The 17,842-nt window shown below is 63.5% G+C and carries 12 protein-coding genes and 1 pseudogene; 11 read left to right on the top strand and 2 right to left on the bottom strand.

Annotated elements, in window-relative coordinates; genetic code table 11:
- The coding region (locus AC07DI_RS36380; RefSeq protein ID WP_478909125.1) for a helix-turn-helix domain-containing protein at window positions 1-150 on the bottom strand (150 nt) is incomplete at its 3' end.
- 225 nt (window positions 151-375) lie between these two features.
- Between AC07DI_RS36380 and AC07DI_RS36375 the strand changes: the two genes are divergently transcribed.
- Window positions 376-1,656, top strand: a complete 1,281-nt coding sequence (locus tag AC07DI_RS36375) for an IS701 family transposase (RefSeq protein WP_478909119.1) — start codon at window positions 376-378, stop codon at window positions 1,654-1,656.
- 151 nt (window positions 1,657-1,807) lie between these two features.
- Here the strand turns inward: AC07DI_RS36375 and AC07DI_RS36370 are convergent.
- Window positions 1,808-2,579 (bottom strand): annotated as a pseudogene (locus AC07DI_RS36370) (transposase).
- 193 nt (window positions 2,580-2,772) lie between these two features.
- On the opposite strand from AC07DI_RS36370, the gene AC07DI_RS36365 reads away from it, so the two are divergent.
- The 10 genes from AC07DI_RS36365 to AC07DI_RS36320 all read left to right on the top strand — a co-directional run bounded on the left by AC07DI_RS36365 (window position 2,773) and on the right by AC07DI_RS36320 (window position 17,816).
- Window positions 2,773-2,901, top strand: coding sequence for a lasso RiPP family leader peptide-containing protein (locus tag AC07DI_RS36365; protein ID WP_478909117.1), 129 nt, complete (start codon window positions 2,773-2,775; stop codon window positions 2,899-2,901).
- Window positions 2,902-3,074: 173 nt separating this feature from the next.
- The gene (locus AC07DI_RS36360) at window positions 3,075-4,703 is read left to right on the top strand and encodes an asparagine synthase-related protein (protein WP_478909115.1); all 1,629 of its coding nucleotides are present in this window, start codon (window positions 3,075-3,077) and stop codon (window positions 4,701-4,703) included.
- 15 nt (window positions 4,704-4,718) lie between these two features.
- Window positions 4,719-4,985 carry a lasso peptide biosynthesis PqqD family chaperone gene (locus AC07DI_RS36355; protein ID WP_478909114.1) on the top strand — a complete coding sequence of 89 codons (267 nt, stop codon included), beginning with the start codon at window positions 4,719-4,721 and terminating at the stop codon, window positions 4,983-4,985.
- Complete coding sequence (locus tag AC07DI_RS36350; protein WP_478909112.1) at window positions 4,982-5,413, top strand: lasso peptide biosynthesis B2 protein; 432 nt, start codon at window positions 4,982-4,984, stop codon at window positions 5,411-5,413. Before AC07DI_RS36355 ends, AC07DI_RS36350 begins: the two co-directional genes overlap by 4 nt.
- Window positions 5,414-5,440: 27 nt before the next feature.
- Window positions 5,441-6,334 carry a GNAT family N-acetyltransferase gene (locus AC07DI_RS36345; RefSeq protein ID WP_478909110.1) on the top strand — a complete coding sequence of 298 codons (894 nt, stop codon included), beginning with the start codon at window positions 5,441-5,443 and terminating at the stop codon, window positions 6,332-6,334.
- Window positions 6,335-6,346: 12 nt separating this feature from the next.
- The gene (locus AC07DI_RS36340; protein ID WP_478909109.1) at window positions 6,347-7,489 is read left to right on the top strand and encodes a M20/M25/M40 family metallo-hydrolase; all 1,143 of its coding nucleotides are present in this window, start codon (window positions 6,347-6,349) and stop codon (window positions 7,487-7,489) included.
- Entirely contained in the window at window positions 7,486-8,676 is a 1,191-nt protein-coding gene (locus AC07DI_RS36335; protein WP_478909107.1) for an MFS transporter, read from the top strand. The genes AC07DI_RS36340 and AC07DI_RS36335 overlap by 4 nt, the downstream gene beginning before the upstream one ends.
- A complete protein-coding gene (locus AC07DI_RS36330; protein ID WP_478909106.1) occupies window positions 8,660-9,499 on the top strand; it encodes a TauD/TfdA dioxygenase family protein in 840 nt (279 codons plus the stop codon). The genes AC07DI_RS36335 and AC07DI_RS36330 overlap by 17 nt, the downstream gene beginning before the upstream one ends.
- Window positions 9,500-9,647: 148 nt before the next feature.
- Window positions 9,648-14,006, top strand: coding sequence for a type I polyketide synthase (locus AC07DI_RS36325; RefSeq protein ID WP_478909104.1), 4,359 nt, complete (start codon window positions 9,648-9,650; stop codon window positions 14,004-14,006).
- 204 nt (window positions 14,007-14,210) lie between these two features.
- Window positions 14,211-17,816 (top strand): SDR family oxidoreductase, encoded by a 3,606-nt coding sequence (locus tag AC07DI_RS36320; RefSeq protein WP_478909103.1) that lies wholly within the window; start codon window positions 14,211-14,213, stop codon window positions 17,814-17,816.
- Window positions 17,817-17,842 lie beyond the last annotated feature (26 nt).

The raw sequence follows: 17,842 nt of genomic DNA, 5'->3' as shown, positions 1-17,842 counted from the left end.
CTGCCCGCCCAGATCGTCCAGTCCCTGCAGGCCTGAGCGGTTGAAGCGGTGCAGCCAGCAACGGACCGTCTTCTGGCTGCAGTCCAGCTCCGCGGCGATGGCAGGCACCCGCAGCCCCGACCAGCTCAGCTCGATCATCCGGGCCCGCATGACTGCATCACGCGGAGCCTTCCGTGCCCGCGACAACCGGCGAACGACGGTCCGCTCATCCTCGTCACGCCCCGGTCGCGCCCGTAAAACCATCGTCCAGCACCCGCCCCCGAGTACCACCAACGTCCCCGCCACCCGGACATATACCCAGCGAAAGAGGAATCCAGCACTAGTAGGACTCCGTTAGGTATTCCCGTTTCTGCTGATCAAGAGCATGTTGAAGGTGTGGATGCACATGAAGTGAAGCGTGTTCGGGCGGCTTTGGCGCTGTTCGTGGCGGACGTGTTCGCCACGGTGCCGCGTAAGAATCAGCGGGCCAAGGGCGACTGCTATCTGCGGGGCCTGATGCTGGATGGCCGCAGCAAATCGATCCAGGCGATGGCTGCGCGGCTGCCAGACGGCAACGAGCAGAATCTGCAGCAGTTTGTGAACCAGTCGACGTGGGATCCGCTGCCGGTGCAGCGCCGGGTCAACGAACGACTGCTGCCGCTGATCAGCCCGGCGGCCTGGGTCATTGATGACGTGTCGGTGCCCAAGGACGGCCGGATGTCGGTCGCGACGGCCCCGCAGTACTGCGGGGCCCTGGGCAAACGCGCCAACTGCCAGGTCGCCGTCAGTGTCCACGCGGCAAGCGACACCGCTTCCTGTCCGCTGCAATGGCGGCTGTTCCTGCCCCAGGAATGGGCCGACGACCACGGCCGCCGGGCCAAGACCCTCGTCCCTCCGCAGGCCACCCACCAAGAGAAGTGGCGGTTTGCCCTGGACATGTTCGATACTCTCCCCGGCTGGGGGATGACCCCGCCGACGTTGGTCGCCGACGCCGCCTATGGCACCAACGCACCACTGCGGGCCGCTCTCAACGACCGTCACCTGCCCTACGTGCTCGCCATCCGGGCCGACACGACCGCCCATCCCTTCGACACCGAGCCACACGCCCCGGCCCGCAAGGGGCCGGTCGACTGCTGGCCCCAGCCCCGCTACCGCGAACCCGCACCCAAAGTGGCGGCCCTTGCAGCCGGACTCGAGCGAGAGGCCTTCACCACCCTCACCTGGCGGCATGGCTCGCGAGGGGAGTTACGTTCCCGCTTCGCCACCGTCCGTGTCCGGCCGGCCGGCAAAGCTGTCGAGCGTCCCATCAAAGCTGCAGCTTCCGCCGAACAAGGCTGGCGGGACGGGATCCTGCCCGATGCATGGCTACTGGTCGAATGGCCCGAGGGCGCCGAGGCTCCCACGGACTACTGGCTGTCCAACCTGCCGGCCCACACCCCGATCGCTGATCTGGTCCGGCTGGCCAAGGTCCGCTGGCGCATCGAGCACGACTACCGCGAACTCAAACACGGCCTCGGCCTTGATCACTTCGAGGGTCGTTCCTGGCCCGGCTGGCACCACCACGTCACTCTGGTGACCGCGGCCCATGCCTTCCTCACCGAACTGCGTATGTCCCCAAAAACACCCGGGCCGGACTCACCTTCTACCAGGTCCTCGATACTCTCCAGAACATCCTGAGGTGCTGGACCGGCGTCTGCACCACCTGCCATCAAGCCCTGCCCGCCCGAACACACCCCGCCGCGAGATCAAGATAGACCTAACGGAGTCCTAGTAGAGGTTGTCCCGTAAATGATCTACGTTGTGCTGGTTGACCAGCATTGTTCCCCGGTCATCTGGCGAGGGTGAGGTTGTGGAGGCGGGCGATGCCGAGCATCGCGTGGTGGACGCCGTCGCCTGTAGACGGCAGTCGCGCAGGATCTTCCAGCTCTTCATGCGGGCGAAGGTGTGCTCGACGCGGGCGCAGACCTTGCGGTGGGAGGCGTTGTGGTCTTCCTTCCAGGCCGGTAGTTCCGCGTTCTTGTGCCGGCGTAGTGCGGGATGGTCAGGCCGGTGCCGCAGTAGCTGCCGTCGGCGATCACCGTGGGATTGGTGCCGACGACGGCCTTGGCGCCGGAGTCCTGCCAGGCCCGGCAGTCGTTGTGGTTGCCGGGCCGCGGCCGGCCGATGGCGACGACCAGGCGGGTGTCGGCGTCGATGACGACCTGGTGGTTGGTGGAGTAGCGGTAGTTCTTGCTGGAGGCGGCCACGGCCCGGCCCCGGGTGGGGACCAGCGTCCCGTCCACGATCAGCACGGTGTCCTTGCGGAACCGTCGCCGGGGCTGAAGGGCGAGGGCCGGTCGGAGGTGGTCGACGATCCGGTCGGCCGCGGATTTGGAGATGCCGAACAGTGGGGCGAGCTGGCGCAAGGTGAGGTTGGTACGCCAGTACGCGGCCACCAGTAGCACCCGGTCCTCCAAGGGAAGCGACCATGGCCGGCCCTTGCGGACCGGATCGGCTCCCTCGCGCCGCAGCGCGGTGATCAGCTTGTTGAACTGCCGAGGGCTCAGCCCGGTGAACGGGCCTATCCAGGAGGGCTCCGACGCCGTGATCACACCAGCCACGGCAAGATCATCTCACCCCTGACCAGCAGTTGCGGGACAGCCGTTAGTACGCTAAAAGGATTGCCCTATCGCTATATCGGAATATCCATGTGGATCTCGGGATGGGAATGAGCGTAGTGTCCCGGGGTAGCGCAAGGATCTCAGATGGAGATCCCGCTAACCGAATAACGAAATTCTAGGATGGGAGGTCGTCATGGAGGAGCATGCTCTTGAGTATGAGCTCTACGAGACACCGATAGTGATGGAAGTCGGCGAGTTCTCGAAAGACACCCTTGGTTCCTTCGGCACCATTTGGGACTCTTCCGCGATTTTCAACGCCTAAGGGGAGCCGCCGTGTGCACTGGGTTTGTCGTGCTGCCCGATACTCTGGATGCGCAACCAGCTGGCGATGCACATCCATTCGACATTCCGAGGGTGCTCACTCACTCCTCGGGTCGTCCATGGGTGGTCGGTTGCTGGGGTCCTGACGAAGTCGTGTCAGCGGATGCAGGCCCAGTGCGGGTGGTGGTGATTGGCTATTGCCCGGTCACCACCACCCAACTCGCCAAATTCGCCAGACTGATCCATACCCCGTCCGATGCGGACCGGCTTGCTCGGGCATTGCACGGCAGCTTTCATCTCGCCGTATCAGTAAACGGGAAAACTCGCACCCAAGGCAGCCTCACCGGCCTCCGTCGCCTCTTTTACACGTATCTGGGACGTGTACCGGTCGTCAGCGACAGGGCTGATGTACTCGCATCCATGACCGGCGCATCGATCAATGAAGAGGTGCTCGCTACCCGGGTGGCATGCGGAAACATGCTGCCGTCACCGTTGGGCGAACAGAGCTTATGGACCGGTGTCGCCGCAGTACCTCCGGATCATTACGTGGTGCAGACGCCGAACCGCGTTCGCGAGGTCCGCTGGTGGCAGCCACCAGCTCCAGAGAATTCCTTGGAACGCGGGGCCGTTGCGGTACGGGAGGCGCTGACGGCGGGCATGGCTGGCAGGCGCCCTCGCGAAGGGAGGCTCAGTGCGGACCTCTCGGGAGGACTCGACTCGACTTCATTGAGCTTTCTGGCGGCACGTGGCAGTCCGGATCTCCTCATATTCCGTTGGGGTGAGGCCGAGGCCGGAAATGATGACGCAATCTACGCCTCGCATGCTGCACATTCTTTACCACATGCTGAGAACCTCGTCGTCCCGCAGAGAGAATTGCCGACGATCTTCAGCAATCCGGAAGATCACGTGGACACTGAAAATCCCTATCTGTTCAGCCGCACACTCGCCCGGACCAGGTTCAGCGCCCGCCGCTTGGCCGACAAGGGCTCGCGATGGCATCTGGCAGGTCATGGCGCGGACGAACTTTTCTACAAGTTTCCCGGCTACCTGCACCGATTACTGCGGCGCCGCCCATGGACGGCAATCCAGCATCTTCGTAGCCATCGGTCACTGAGTCGCTGGCCGCTGGCGGCGTCGATCTCCGAACTGACGTGCTCTAGAGACATCGCTCAGTGGTGGCGTGACCAGGCCAGCGGGCTCACCGGGGCAACTGTTCCCCGCCGCTTCCCACCGCTGGAATGGAACTTCGTGCCTCTGCGGAGCCAGGCATGGGTGTCCGATGAAGCGGTGTCGGCCGCACAGGCCGCACTGCGCCGTGCATCTGAAATGGCACAGCCCCTGGCTGCTGACCGGGGACAGCACCAGTTCTTGCAGGCCCTGCGCACCAATGGGCCCGCGTACGGACAGATGGCGCGTGTGTTTGCGGAAGCCGGCATCCAACTCCAGCTCCCCTACCTCGATGACCGCACGGTGGAGGCAGCGTTGGCGGTGCGGCTGGACGAGCGAGCCACCCCTAGAGCCTATAAGCCTCTCCTAGCCACATCGATGCGTGGCATCGTGCCGGACGAGATACTGCGACGCTCCACGAAAGGCGAGTTTAGCGAGGACGTTCGTATTGGCCTGCGCCAGAATCTTCCCGCAGTGCTGGATGTCTTCACACATTCCGCCTTGGCCGCCCGCGGGCTGATCGATACCAAGGTGCTGCGCAGACAATTGCTGGAGCCCCAGGCTGACACTTCGCGACATATTGCGCTTGAGCACCTTCTGGGCTGCGAGACATGGCTTCGCGCCACGACCAAGTAGCATCGCCGAGGAGGAATGATGCCCATACGTCTAAACCAGGATACTGTTCTTGCCCGTACCGACGACGGAATGGTACTTCTCCACCAACGCACCGGCCGATACTGGCAATTGAACCGTACGGGAACTGCCATTCTGGATCAGCTTCTGGCAGGAGCGACACCTGATGCCGTCGCCATAGAGTTGACGTCTCGGCACGGCATCGATCTCGATCAGGCTCAAACCGACATCTCGCGTCTTACGTGCCAACTTCGCTCAGCAGAACTGCTGGAGTCAGGAGTATGAGCTCTCCGGTCTCCCTGCCCGAAAAGCGCCGACTTCCTGTACGCAGACGCATCGTTCCGATTGCCGCTGTGGGCGTCGCCCGGCTTATGGCCAGGATGTCACCGGCCCGACTGCGGGTGACGCTGGAGTTCATCCGGAGGAATGTCCCACCGGCGACCGCCGAGCAAGCTCTTTCCGCCCGACATGCTGTCACTACGGTGAGTTTGCGTTGTGCAGGGCAGGGGTGTTTGCAGCGTTCCATTGCCGTCGCGTTGCTGTGCCGCGCCCGAGGTGCGTGGCCCACGTGGTGTACTGGCGTGCGAACAAATCCATTCGCAGCCCATGCCTGGGTCGAGGTCGATAACCAACCTATCGGCGAGAATCTCCCATCTGGCCATTTTCAGCGCCTGCTGATCGTCCCCCCATTTACGGCACCTGATGATGACTGACTGTCACCTTCTTGGTGTCGAAGGGACTTGAGTGGTGCGCTGGTCGAGGACCGCACCTACCTTTCCCTCTGTGATACTTTCCTGCCGCATCCTCTAGGTAATAGATTCAAGGGAAGCTCTATGAGAAATTCGCATGACCCTTACCTGGCGCAGATCATTCCTGGCAACATGATGGCGAAGTTCGCGGCATTTGCCGGGCGGGTTCCCAATTTCTCCGTCTACCGGCTGGCTGGGATTCAATACATAGACTGTGGCCTGCAGTCCGATACCTTCAATACCGTGTTCGGTTGGCCAACCGATGTGGATGACATCGAAACAGTGACACGCCATTATCGGGAGCAAGGCAACCCTGCCGCATGGTGGCTCTCCGGTTCATCCCCCGAGACCGAGGAGAAGTTGCAGCGAGCCGGGTGGGTACACGAAGAATACGACGTCGGGATGTACCTCGAGCACTTGGTGCCATTGCCAGGGCAACTATCGGCCCACTCGAGGGTCGAGTACTGTGACACCGCGGAGCGCTTCCAGGATTTCGGCCGGACGCTGTCTTCCATTTTTGAACCCGAAAACCCTGTTGAAGCGGAGAACGTCAGGGCCATCTATCTACTGGCGGGCGAACATCGCGAAGAGCTCCCGGGTGACCTGATCCAGATAGTCGGTTACGCCGACGAGGAACCCGTGTCCGTGGCGACCGTTTACCTGACGGGCAACGTGGCGGGCATCTTCGATATCGCCACGCCCAAGCACCGGCGAAACCGCGGATTCGGAACCGAGATCTTTCAGCAAGCGCTACGGGTGGCTCACCAGCGGGGAGCAAGCACGTGTGTCTTGCAGGCTTCGCCCGACGGGCTGAACATTTATAGGAAGCAGGGTTTCGTTCCTTCGGGAAGCTTTGCGGTGTGGAACCTGCCCTGCCAGCCATGAGGAATTTGCGCAGTGCCTGACGGCGCCGGGTCAGTAATGTTGATAAACGAGAGGGAAAACATGCCTGCTGGGAATAAAGCACAGGACGCAACTGAGCAGCTGATCGAAACTTTGACGAACTTACCCGGTGCGAGCAGCTTCGAGGCCTCGGTCAGGGGCAAGGTCATCGAGCTCTGGAAAGAAAGTATTGGCAGTATCACTGTTGACCGGGTGGGAAATGTTGTGGCCGAGATAAAGCCCGGGGAACCGGACAAGGACCGGCTCACTGTTCTCATCATGGCCCATATGGACGAAACCGGATTTATCGTCTCCAAGATTGATGAAAATGGGTTCATCAGGGCCAGGCCTCTGGGTGGCTGGATCGATCACGTCCTCTGGGGGCACCTGTGGCACATCACCGTCGGGGACAGGACGATCGAGGCGATTACGGGCATGGATGCCCCCCACGTCTTGACGGACTTCGACTCGCCTCCAGCGGTTTCGTCCGCTCAGCTCTTCTTTGATACCGGACTATCACGTGAACGACTGCTGGAGCTGGGGGTCCGGCCGGGTCTGCCTATCACTCCGGCAGCGAATTTCCGGGTACTCGATTCCGGAAGGCGCTACGCCGCCAAGGCACTCGATGACCGAGCGCCGCTGGCTATGATGACGGAGCTGTTGGGTGAGATTAAGCGGAATCCGGAGCCGTATCGGAACCTGAACGTGGTGTTTGCCGCCACCGTGCAGGAAGAAGTCGGCATGCGCGGAGCGACCGCCCTTGCCGGTGATGTCGACCCGGATGTCATCTTGAACGCGGAGATGGGGGTCGCGAAGGACTACCCCACGCAGTTCACCACGGACGACACTCCCGAGCTTGGTAAGGGGCCGGCGCTGTTCGCCTACGACGGGAGCATGCTGCCGAGTCCGAGGCTAGTCGACTTCATCTACAAGCTGGCTCAGCGGGAGAACATCCCAACGCAATGGGAAAGCGAGGTCCAGTACGGCCATGACGCCTCGTCGTTGCAGTTGAGCGGTAGGGGAGTCCACGCCATCAATATCGGACTGCCGGTGCGTTACGGCCACAGTCACTGGGGGATCATGGACCGTCAGGACTACGACCTCATGCTGAAGCTGTTCGCAGCCACGCTGCGTGAGCTGAGCGCAGAGGCCCTGTGACCCTTCAGAAACGTCTGGTACTCGCCATCCTGAGCCTGGCGTTACCAGTGTCCCTCGGAGCTTTCTCAATGGACATGGTGCTTCCCGTATTACCGGAGATGGCTAGGGCATTGAGCCTGACGCCGGGCCAGATCCAATGGATTTTAAATCTCTTCGTCCTGAGTTTTGCGCTGTGCCATTTACTCGTCGATCCCATGGCGGACCGTATGGGTGTTTACTTCCTGTTCGTCGCCGCCGCCGTCGGGTACGCCGCGAGTTCCGTCTGCATCGGACTAAGCTCTTCGTACGCACTCATACTGTTCTTGCGTGTCGTACAGGCTTTGGCCGCGTGCACGACTCTGGTCCTCTCCATGGCGCTGATTACGCAGACGTTTCACTCCTCGTATGTCACCAGGGGACACACCATCCTCTCCGGTGTCACCAGTCTGGGGCCGCTGCTCGCCCCGATAGCGGGCGCAGCAATCATCACGGCAGGCGGTAGTTGGCGAAGCATATTCTTCACGCTCGGACTCGCGGGATGTGCGGTACTCATCCTTTTCATCCGTCGCGGTGCAGTGTTTCGCTGGCACGCTGAGGAGGAGGCGCCGCAGCAGGGTTACGGCAAGATTGCGGCCTCTCCCTACTTCTGGCGCTATGCCATCTACGCGTCCACCGGGATGTGGTGGATATTCATCTTCTTCTCCTCAATGCCGTTCATCGTCTACTCTATTTACGATCAGGGCGTGTGGGCGCTTTCGCTGGTTTTCCTGGCGGCTTCGGTGTGTTTTCTGGCCGGAGGCTTCCTGAGCACTCACTTCCTTCGTCGTATCTCGCAGGGACGGCTGTTTGACCGGTGCATCATCATCCAGCTATCACTGTCGGCGGTCCTGCTGCTGACCGCCCGCACTCTCCCGGTGCCGTTCCCGGTCTTCATCGGTTGGATCATGTTGATGCAACTGAATTGTGGAGTCTACTTCGGGCCATCTATCTCGACCGCCCTACAGGGGTTCTCGGAGTCGCCGGTCGCAGCCACAGCACTCCAAGGATTCCAGCAGTACGCGTCCACATTCCTTATCGCCGGCGGGGTGCTGATCGTATTCGGGCGTACGGTGACGGATCTTGGCGTCATGCTACTGATCGTCACGGCCCTGTCGGCTTGTATCGGATTGTTCATTAAGAGGAGGTACGGAGTTGAAGCTACGATGTGAGACCGAACCGCTCACCTCGTCGGAGTTCGGCCTGCGAGTGAACGGGCTCGATCTGAGGGAGGCCGACCAGGACGACGCGCAGGCGCTTATCGATCTCGCCGCGACGCACCAGGTTCTCGTCGTGTCTGGCCAGCAGCTGACGCCACAGGAGCAGATTGACTTCTGCGGAAAGGCGGGCACGATATACCCTCATCCCCTCAAGAAGAACACCTGCCAGTGGCCAGAGATGACGTATGTGACGAACGTCGCGGAGAACGGCAAGGCGCGCGGATACCCCGGACCGGGCTTTCACATCTGGCATTCCGATATGTGCTATGAGTCGACTCCGCCGCGCTTCACCACGTTTTACGCGGAAAGAGTGCCGGAGGAGGGCGGTGACACGCTCTTCTGCGACACTCTGGCCGCCTACGACGGTCTGCCGGCGGAGATCAAGGAGGCCCTAGAGGGGAAGCAGGCGGTGTTCGGCTTTTCCCAGAAGCTGATGGAGCGATGCCAGGCCCGCGGGCACATGCTGCAGATCGATCCAGAAGACCAGCGCCCGGACACCTTGCACCCGGTCTTCCGGCCGCATCCGCCGACCGGACGAAAGGCGGTCTACGCCAATTGGACACACACTGACGCCATCGACGGAATGTCGCAGGAGCAGAGTGACCAGTATCTCAACACCATCTTCGCTCACTGTGAAGACCCGGCATACATCTATGCCCATTCTTACAGGGAAGGGGATCTGGTGATCTGGGACAACCGAGCGACCCTGCACACCGGAGACGGTGCCGTGCCCGAGGGGCAGGCCCGGATTATGCGTCGCGTCGTGATCAATTAAATGGGTTCTGACCTCATGACCTGAGTCGCAGATTCTCCGGCAGCAGGCGGCGACTTTCTGGAGGGTCTCGTCAACGGATTTCGTCCAGACGAACGGCCGATGGGTTCGGCTCATACCGTGCACCAGAAGAAGAGTCGGGGGTGGTTGCATGATGCGTAAGAACAGGATCGCCATCATCGGATGCTCCTTCGAGTTCCCGAACGTTCGGGAATTGGACCAGCTTTGGGCTGGTCTGATGAGCAAGCGATGCTTCTACCACAACACGTACGAAGAAGGTGCCGAGCGCGTCGAGGCATGGGGCAGCGTCGACAACCTGAAGGGCTTCGACTACACCTTCTTCGGCTTCTCCTACAACGAAGCCTGCCGACTCGACCCGCAGCACCGGCACCTGCTCCAGCACTGCTGGTGGGCCATGGAGAACGCGGGCTACATGGACAAGCAGGCGCTTCCCACCACTGCCGTATTCGCCTCGGCAAGCGAGAACCACTATCTGTGGACGAATCTCGCCGACGAGATACGGGCCGGCACCGAGAACGAGGCACTGCTGGGGAACCTGCCGGACTTCCTGGCCACCCGTATTGCCTGGAAGCTGGGCGCAACGGGGCAGGCACTGACGTTGCAGAGCGGATGCAGCTCAGGCCTCGCTGGACTGCATCACGCTCGCGTGGCTCTCTTGACCGGGCAGGCGGAGATGGCCCTGGTGGGTGCGGTCTCGCTCGCCGCACCCCATGAAGAGGGTTACGAGTATCTCCCCAGCGGGATTCGATCAGCAGACGGAACAGTACGGCCTTTCGACCACAAGGCCAGCGGCACTGTCTTCACCAACGGCGTCGCCGCTTTGGTGCTGAAGCCTCTGCAAAAGGCCCTCGCCCACGGCGATGACATCCTCGGGGTGATCGAGGGCAGCGCCCTGAACAATGACGGGGGAGACAAGGCTGGCTTCACGGCGCCCTCGGTCTCCGGGCAGCGGCGAGCCATCCGCCATGCTTTGCGCGTGTCCGGGATCCCACCCGAACGCGTCGCGTTGTACGAAGCGCACGGCACCGGAACCCAGCTCGGTGACCCCATCGAGTTCGCGGCGGCTACCGAGGCGTGGGCAGGTTCGACGGCCGCGCAATCCACATGCGCCCTGCAATCGGTCAAGGCCAACCTCGGCCATCTCGACACGGTCAGCGGGCTGGCGGGTGTGCTCAAGGCCTGTCTGGTGCTGAGGAATCGTCTCCTGCCGCCGCAGGCGAATTTCCGGGAGCCCAACCCCCATATTGCCCTGGAAAGTTCGGTGTTCTTTGTGAACACCGAGCCTCGAAAGCTCCCCGACGAGGAGTGCTTCGCCACCGTCAGTGCGCTCGGCATCGGCGGCACGAATGCTCACGTCGTCATCGGTGGCGCACTGGAGGCCCCTGTGCCCCCGACGGCGCAGGCGGGCGGACTGTTGCTGCTGTCCGCCGCCAACCAGAAGGCATTCGGGGAGTTGCAGCAAGCGTGGTTGCGGTGGGACGGCAGCGATGATGCGATAGCGAGGTCGGCACAGATCACCCAACGGGGGCGCACCGCCCTCCGGGTGCGCCAGAGCGTGTGGGCAGACAGCGTCGAGGAGTTGCGGACCAGCCTGAAGAAGCGGCGCGGCCGTGCCAGGACCGTCCAGGGCGAACCAGCCGTCGTGCTGATGTTCACCGGGCAGGGCTCCCAGTACACCGGCATGGGCCGGCACCTGTACGAGCACTCCGCCTTCTTCCGTGACGCGCTCGACGAGAAGCTCGCCGTCCTGGAGGAGCTCTCCGGCCAGAGTTACCACGACATTCTGTTTGTGCGGAACGACGTCGTCAACGAGCCCCAGCACACCCAACCCGCCCTGCTCGCGCTGGAGGTGGCGCTGGCCGAGTACCTGGAGCACTGCGGTGTCCACGCCCACCTCATGCTGGGCCACAGCCTGGGGGAGTATTCCGCGATGGTGGTGGGGCAGGCGCTGTGCTTCAGGGACGCGGCCCGGCTGATACTGCGGCGGGCGGAGCTCGTCCAGGGGACGGCCCCGGGCGCGATGTACAGCGTGATGGCGGGAGCCGAGAGCCTCGCCCCGCTCCTGGACGGAACCGACCTCAGCGTCGCGGCGTTCAACACGAGCACGATGAGCGTCGTGTCCGGATCCGTCGAGGAGATCCGCCGCTTCACGGAGCGTGCGCGGCAGAGCGGTCTGCACGGCCAGCCGCTGAAAGTAGACCGCGCCTTCCACTCCGGTCTGCTGGACCCGATCCTGCCGCTCTTCCGAGAAGCGTTGCAAAGCGTGCGGTTCGCGGAGTCTCGGATCCCCGTGGTCTCGACGCTGACCGGGCACGAGATCGGTCTGGAGCAGTACGGCGATCCGGACTACTGGCTGCGTCAGATGCGCGAACCGGTCGCGTTCGCGGACGCGGTCCGCAGTGCGGAGCGTCATGCGGACCGCCTCTGCTTCCTCGAGGTCGGCCCGGGCCGCACCCTCAAGAATCTCGCCTCACAGACCACGAGCCATCCCTGCGTCAACCTCCTGCCGAATCCGGCAGACCAGGACAACGCATGGAGGACGCTCTACACCGGCTTCGGTGAGATGTGGGAGCAGGGCGTGCGCGTGGGCTGGCGGGAGACGCGGGATCAGGACGTTCTGCCGTCCTCCCCGCCGCTGCCGAACTATCCCTTCCAGCTGACGGAGTGCTGGACGACGCCGCGAAGGCAGAGCCGGGCGGACGGACTGCGGGCCTATCGCAAGTGCTGGGTGCCGCTGGATGAGCAGGCAACTGCGGCCGGCGGATCCGTCGGAGACTGGCTGCTGATACCGGACGGAGCCGGAGCGTCTGCGAAACTCGCGCGAGAGCTGGACGCCGACCTGCGCCGCCACGGCGGGAGCGGCCGCGTCGTCGAGGGCGACCGTGCGTCATGTGCTGCGGCGCTGAAGGATGGTCCGGCCAACATCGCGCTGCTGTTCCACCCGGACTCGGCAGGCAATGAGGCCTTCGGGCCCTTGATGACCGTCCTCTTCCTGGTAAAGGAGTGGGATGCCGCAGGGCCACGCAAGCTGACCATCATCACCCGCTCGGCCGCCGATGTGATGACGGAACCCTGCCCAGCCCTCGCCGCCCTGTCCACGGCGGTGAAGTCGCTCAACCAGGAGTATCCGGCGCTGTCTACCCGCCTGATCGATGTCGACGGCCGGGACGGAGCGCTTCTGGCGCGAGAGCTGGGCAGCGACGCGCCGGCGCTCGTCGTGCTGCGCCACTCCGACCGCCTGACCGAAGGGTTCCTTCCCCTGCCGGCACAGGGGCGGATCGACCGTGACCGCACGCCGCGGTCTGTGGTGATCCTCGGTGGCGGCGGCCAGGTTGGCCTGCAGTACGCGAGAACGTTCCTGGAGAACAGCGAGGCGAATGTCTGCCTGGTCCAGCGGAGTTCACTGGCGCACCTGAAAGCGCGCGACGACGAAGCCGGCCGGCAGCGGGCCGCGCGTATCGAGTCCCTGATGCAGCGGTGGCCCGGCCGACTGACGATCCGGGAGGCCGACGTCGAGTCGCAGGCTTCGCTGCTTGAGGCGTGCCGTGACGCCCGAGAGGCGATGGGCGGCCTGGACACGCTGGTCCACACGGCGGGCGTGGACGCATCCATGCACTACCAACTGATCAAGGACGTGGACGAGGCGTTCTGCCGCACCAGCTTCGCCGCGAAGAGCCGTGGACTGCACAACATGGCGGCAGTGGCAGCGAGCCTGCAGGTCGAGCACTGCCATGTGATCTCGTCGATCTCCGCCACCCTGGGCGGCATCGGCATGTATGTCTACGGCTCGTTGCACGCCTGGCTGGACGCCGCAGTGGCGCAGCTGCGTCCGCACCACCCTTCGCGCTGGACGGTGTTGAGCTGGGAGGCATGGGAGTTCGGCGAGGACGAGGAAGTCCCCTCGCAGTTCCGTCAAGGCGCGTTCGGCTCGCAGCTCGACCGCTACGCCATGCGCCCTGCCGAGGGGCGGCGCGTCCTCTGGGGCGGCTGGAGCGGGCTGGCCGGTCAGCAGATCGTCTCCAGCGTCGATCTGCAGCAGCGCTACGAGGAATGGGTGGGAAGCCAAGGCGGTTCGTCCGAACCATCGGTCGACGAGCCCGCAGACAGGGCGCCCCGCCCTGAGATGAGCGGTGAGTACCATCCGGCCGAGAACGACATAGAGCGGAAGATCACCGCCGTTTGGGAGTCACTTCTGGGATTGACTGGCATCGGTATCGACGACAACTTCTTCGAGCTGGGCGGGCACTCCCTCCTGGCGCTGAGGATGACCGGGGACGTCAACAAGGCGGTCGGCTGCTCGCTGTCGATGGTGGACATCTTCGAGTATCCGACGATTCGCAAGCTGGCCTCCGGGATACAGGGTCCCGATGACCTTGCCGGTTTCGATGCCGTCCGTGAGGACGCGGCGTCACGTGCACGGAGGCGGCGGCAGAGGCAGCGTCGGCGAGCCGGCAGCCCCAGCGCGGCATCGGGGCGCGAGCCGTCGTAAGACGTGACGTAGGCACGACATAGGCGGGGCATGCCCCGACGACGCCCGCGCACGCCGTCGGGACTTCACCTCGGACCGGCCGCCTCTGCCTCCGCCGCGGCAGCCCCGAGCCGCCTCCGGCCGGGCACATGCTGGCGCGAACGAGCCGCCCACGGCACCGAGTACGGACATCAACACTTCCACCGACACCGGAGGGCTCTCCGTATGCCTGACGACAACAAGATCGCCATCATCGGCTATGCCGCCTCACTGCCCGGGTGCTCCGGGCCGGAATCGCTGTGGCAGCTGACATCCCAGAAGAAGGAGGGAATCAGGCACTACCGGCAGGAGGAGATCAGCGCGGAACTCCCTGAGTCGTTCTCTCGGTCGCCAGCGTTCCGTGCGGTCGGGGGAGGTCCTGAAGACTACCGCTGTTTCGACGCTGGCTTCTTCGGCTACAGCCCGAAGGAGGCGAGCTATCTCGACCCTCAGATCCGGAAGTCACTGGAGTACGCGTGGCTCGCATGCGAGCACGCCGGCTACGCCCCCGACAGCCTGTCCGAGCGTGTGGGTGTCTACTCCGTATCGGCGGTAAACAGTTACTTCAACGAAAACCTGGCGGCTCTCTACCATCAGCGGGCCGACCCGAGCGTGCAGACCCAGCTGCTCTACCTCAATGAGTCCGACTTCATCGCCTCCCGTATCGCCTACCACTTCAACTGGCAAGGTGTCGCGGTCAATCTGCGCTGCGGCTGCTCGAGCTCACTGGTGGCCGTTCACGAGGCGTCCAAGAGCCTCCTGAACTACGACGTCGACATTGCCCTGGTCGGCGGAGCCGTGATCAAACCGCGGTACCAGTACGGATACCACTACGAGCATGACGGCATCCAGTCCGACGTGGGGCACTGCTCGCCATTCTCGGACAGCGCCGACGGCACGGTGTTCACCAACGGCGCCGGCTTCCTCGTCCTCAGGCGGTACGAGGACGCCGTGGAATCGAACGACACCATCCACGCTGTCGTGGCCGCTTCCGCGGTGAACAACGACGGGAGCGACAAGGTCGGCTACATGGCCCCGTCCGTGTCCGGGCAAGTGAAGGCCATTCAGAACGCTCTGGCTGACGCCGAGATCGAGCCGGGGGACGTCGGCTACATCGAAGCGCACGGCACCGGCACCAAAATGGGCGACCCGATCGAGTTCGAAGCGCTGATGAAAGTGTACGGCGGTCTGCCGCGCGGCAGCATCGCCCTGTCCACGGTCAAAGCCAACATCGGCCACCTGGATGCCTTGTCCGGCCTCGCCGGTGTCCTGAAGGTGATCGGAGACCTCCAGCACCGGACCATCTCGCCGCAGGCGAACTACGACAAGCCGAACCAGGCGATAGACCTCGACCGCTCGCCGTTCACCATCCCGCAACGCCTGATGGACTGGGAAAGCAGCGCGCAAGGGCCACGCATCGCCACCGTGAGCTCATTCGGAGTGGGTGGTACGAACAGCGTAGTGGTCCTCGAAGAGGCCCTGGTGCGAGCCGAGCGTCCGGCACGTCCGCAGGAAACCTGCTTCGCCGGTCTGAGCGCACGGACCCCAGAAGCGTTGTCCGAGCAGATCGAGCAGTTGGCGGCGTGGTTGGCGGCGCACCCCGACGACGATCTCCACGATATCGCGTGGACGCTGCTCTTGGGACGCAGCACATTCAGGTATCGCTGGGGTCGCCCGGTGGCATCGGTGGCGGAGTTGCAGGTCCACCTGGCCGCCGCCGTCCCCGACGATTTCGTGAACGTGAGCGTGGCGGGGCGCTGGTCACTGAAGAGTGCGCAGGAGGCGAGCCCCGAGCAGCTCGCCACGTTCTGGCTCGGCGGCGGGACCATCGAGACGGCGGAAGGACTGCCCTCCGGGTGCCGGCGTCTCCCGCTCCCCGGTTACCCGTTCGAGCGTCGTGAGCACTGGATCGCCCCGGAAGAGCTGACCGGGCAGGGGGACGCGTCCGACGGGAAGAACAGCGACATCGCCCAGTGGTTCTACACGCCGACATGGAAGAAACAACGGATCGCTGCCCCAGCGCCCGACCTGAGCGGTCGAACGGTGCTGATGTTCCGGCATCAGGATGCGATCTCGGCCTACTTCGCCGACCTGCTGCGGCAGCGTGGCGCCACCGTGGTGCAGGTGTCTCCCGGGACCGAGTACACGCGCCTGTCCGAAGGCCACTATCAAGTCACCCCCGGCGACGAACGGCAGATGGCTGAACTGTTGGCGAGTCTGCGCGACAACGATGAACTCCCTGACTGGATCACGCACTTCTGGTGTCTGGGACAGGCCGGGCAGCCTCGGGAGAGCGTCCAGGCGCAGGGCCTCTACACGATGGTGGCGCTGTGCAAGGCGTACGACCTGCTGGGCTTGACGGTCGGCTTCGACACGATCCTGGTGACCGACCGTTCGGTGAGCATCGTCGGCACGGAGGAGATCGAGCCGATCAAATCCACGTTGATCGGCATCTCGCAGGTACTGCCGAAGGAGTACCAGGGCACGCAGTGCAATCTCGTTGACATCGACCCCGAGTTCCAGCGCGAGGAGACGGGTCGGCTGCTCCTTGCGGAGATGGGGAGCGGTGCGAGCAGCGAGGTGGCCCTGCGCGGGGCTCACCGTTTTGTGAAGGACTACGTGCGCTACACCCTGCCGGCGGACCGCGTGGGCGACAGCTTGCTGCAGGGCGGCGGCGCCATCGTGATCTTCGGCGGCCTGGGCAACTTCGGACTGGAATTGGCGGAGTTCGTCACGTCGCACTACGACGCGCACGTCTACCTCACCACCCGCACGAACTTTCCGGCCCGGGAGCGTTGGACCTCCTGGTTGGAGGAGCACAGTGACGACAACACCATCAGCCAAAAGATCCGTCGGCTACGGAGCCTTGAGGCGTCGGGAGGAAGGGTCGACGTCCTGACGGCCGACGTCACCCGGCGTACGGACGTCGAGCGGGTCAAGCAACACCTCGACGAGCACAACGAGCGGATCTGCGGCGTGATTCATGCCGCGGGCACGGTGGACAGCGGAATGATCCGCACGAGAACACCGGAATCTCTGGAGCAGGTATTCGCTGCAAAAATCGACGGAACCATCAATCTCTGTGACGTCTTCCTGCCGCAGGACCCGGCCTTCATGCTCCTGTGCTCCAGCATGAACTCGATTATCGGCGGCCTAGGCCAGCTTGATAACACGGCGGCCAACGCTTTCGTCGATGCGTGGGCGGAGCATTGCCATCAAATCGGGAAGACGCAGGTGCTCGCGATCAACTGGGGCGCGGTTAACGAGGCGCGGGCGAGGAACTACGCCAGCCTGCCGCAGTTCAAGGAGCTCAGCGAGGAGCACGTCAGGAACAAGATGACCCAGGAGGAGATCTTCGAGGTCTACCGCCGACTGTTCTCCTCCTCCTTCGGCTCCCGTCTCGTGGTCTCCACCCTCGATTTCAACAAGGTGATCGAGAACTGGTCGCGGGTCGGCTCCATCGAAGCGCTCGCCAGGAACGTGACGTCGGCTGCGGGAAAGCGCGAGGAGTTTGTAGGGACCGACTGGGACGAGCCGACGACGCCGTACGAGATCTCCGTTGCGCGGCATTGGCAGACCTTGCTGGGCATCGACCGCGTGGGCAATGACGACAACTTCTTCGAACTGGGCGGCAATTCGCTCATCGTCTTACAGGCGATCGAGCTCATCAAGGACGACTTCCCCATCCGGATGCACGCCATGGCGATCTACGAGCATCCCACCGTCAAGGAGTTCGGCTCCCACATCGAGCAGTTGGTGACCGAAACCCTTGACAAGTCCCAGATCTCCTGACTGCGGGGCGAACGAGAGGCGAAGAG

The sequence above is a fragment of the Streptomyces sp. NPDC044106 genome, from assembly GCF_056433985.1.
Note: the sequence above shows the minus strand (reverse complement) of the source record. Positions and strands in the feature narration are given on the sequence as shown.

What these genes read in the sequence shown, in the direction of transcription:
- AC07DI_RS36365 (WP_478909117.1), top strand. Translation starts at nt 2,773, where the DNA reads ATGGAGGAGCATGCTCTTGAGTATGAGCTCTACGAGACACCGATAGTG.
- AC07DI_RS36355 (WP_478909114.1), top strand. Translation starts at nt 4,719, where the DNA reads ATGATGCCCATACGTCTAAACCAGGATACTGTTCTTGCCCGTACCGAC.
- AC07DI_RS36350 (WP_478909112.1), top strand. Translation starts at nt 4,982, where the DNA reads ATGAGCTCTCCGGTCTCCCTGCCCGAAAAGCGCCGACTTCCTGTACGC.
- AC07DI_RS36325 (WP_478909104.1), top strand. Translation starts at nt 9,648, where the DNA reads ATGATGCGTAAGAACAGGATCGCCATCATCGGATGCTCCTTCGAGTTC.
- AC07DI_RS36320 (WP_478909103.1), top strand. Translation starts at nt 14,211, where the DNA reads ATGCCTGACGACAACAAGATCGCCATCATCGGCTATGCCGCCTCACTG.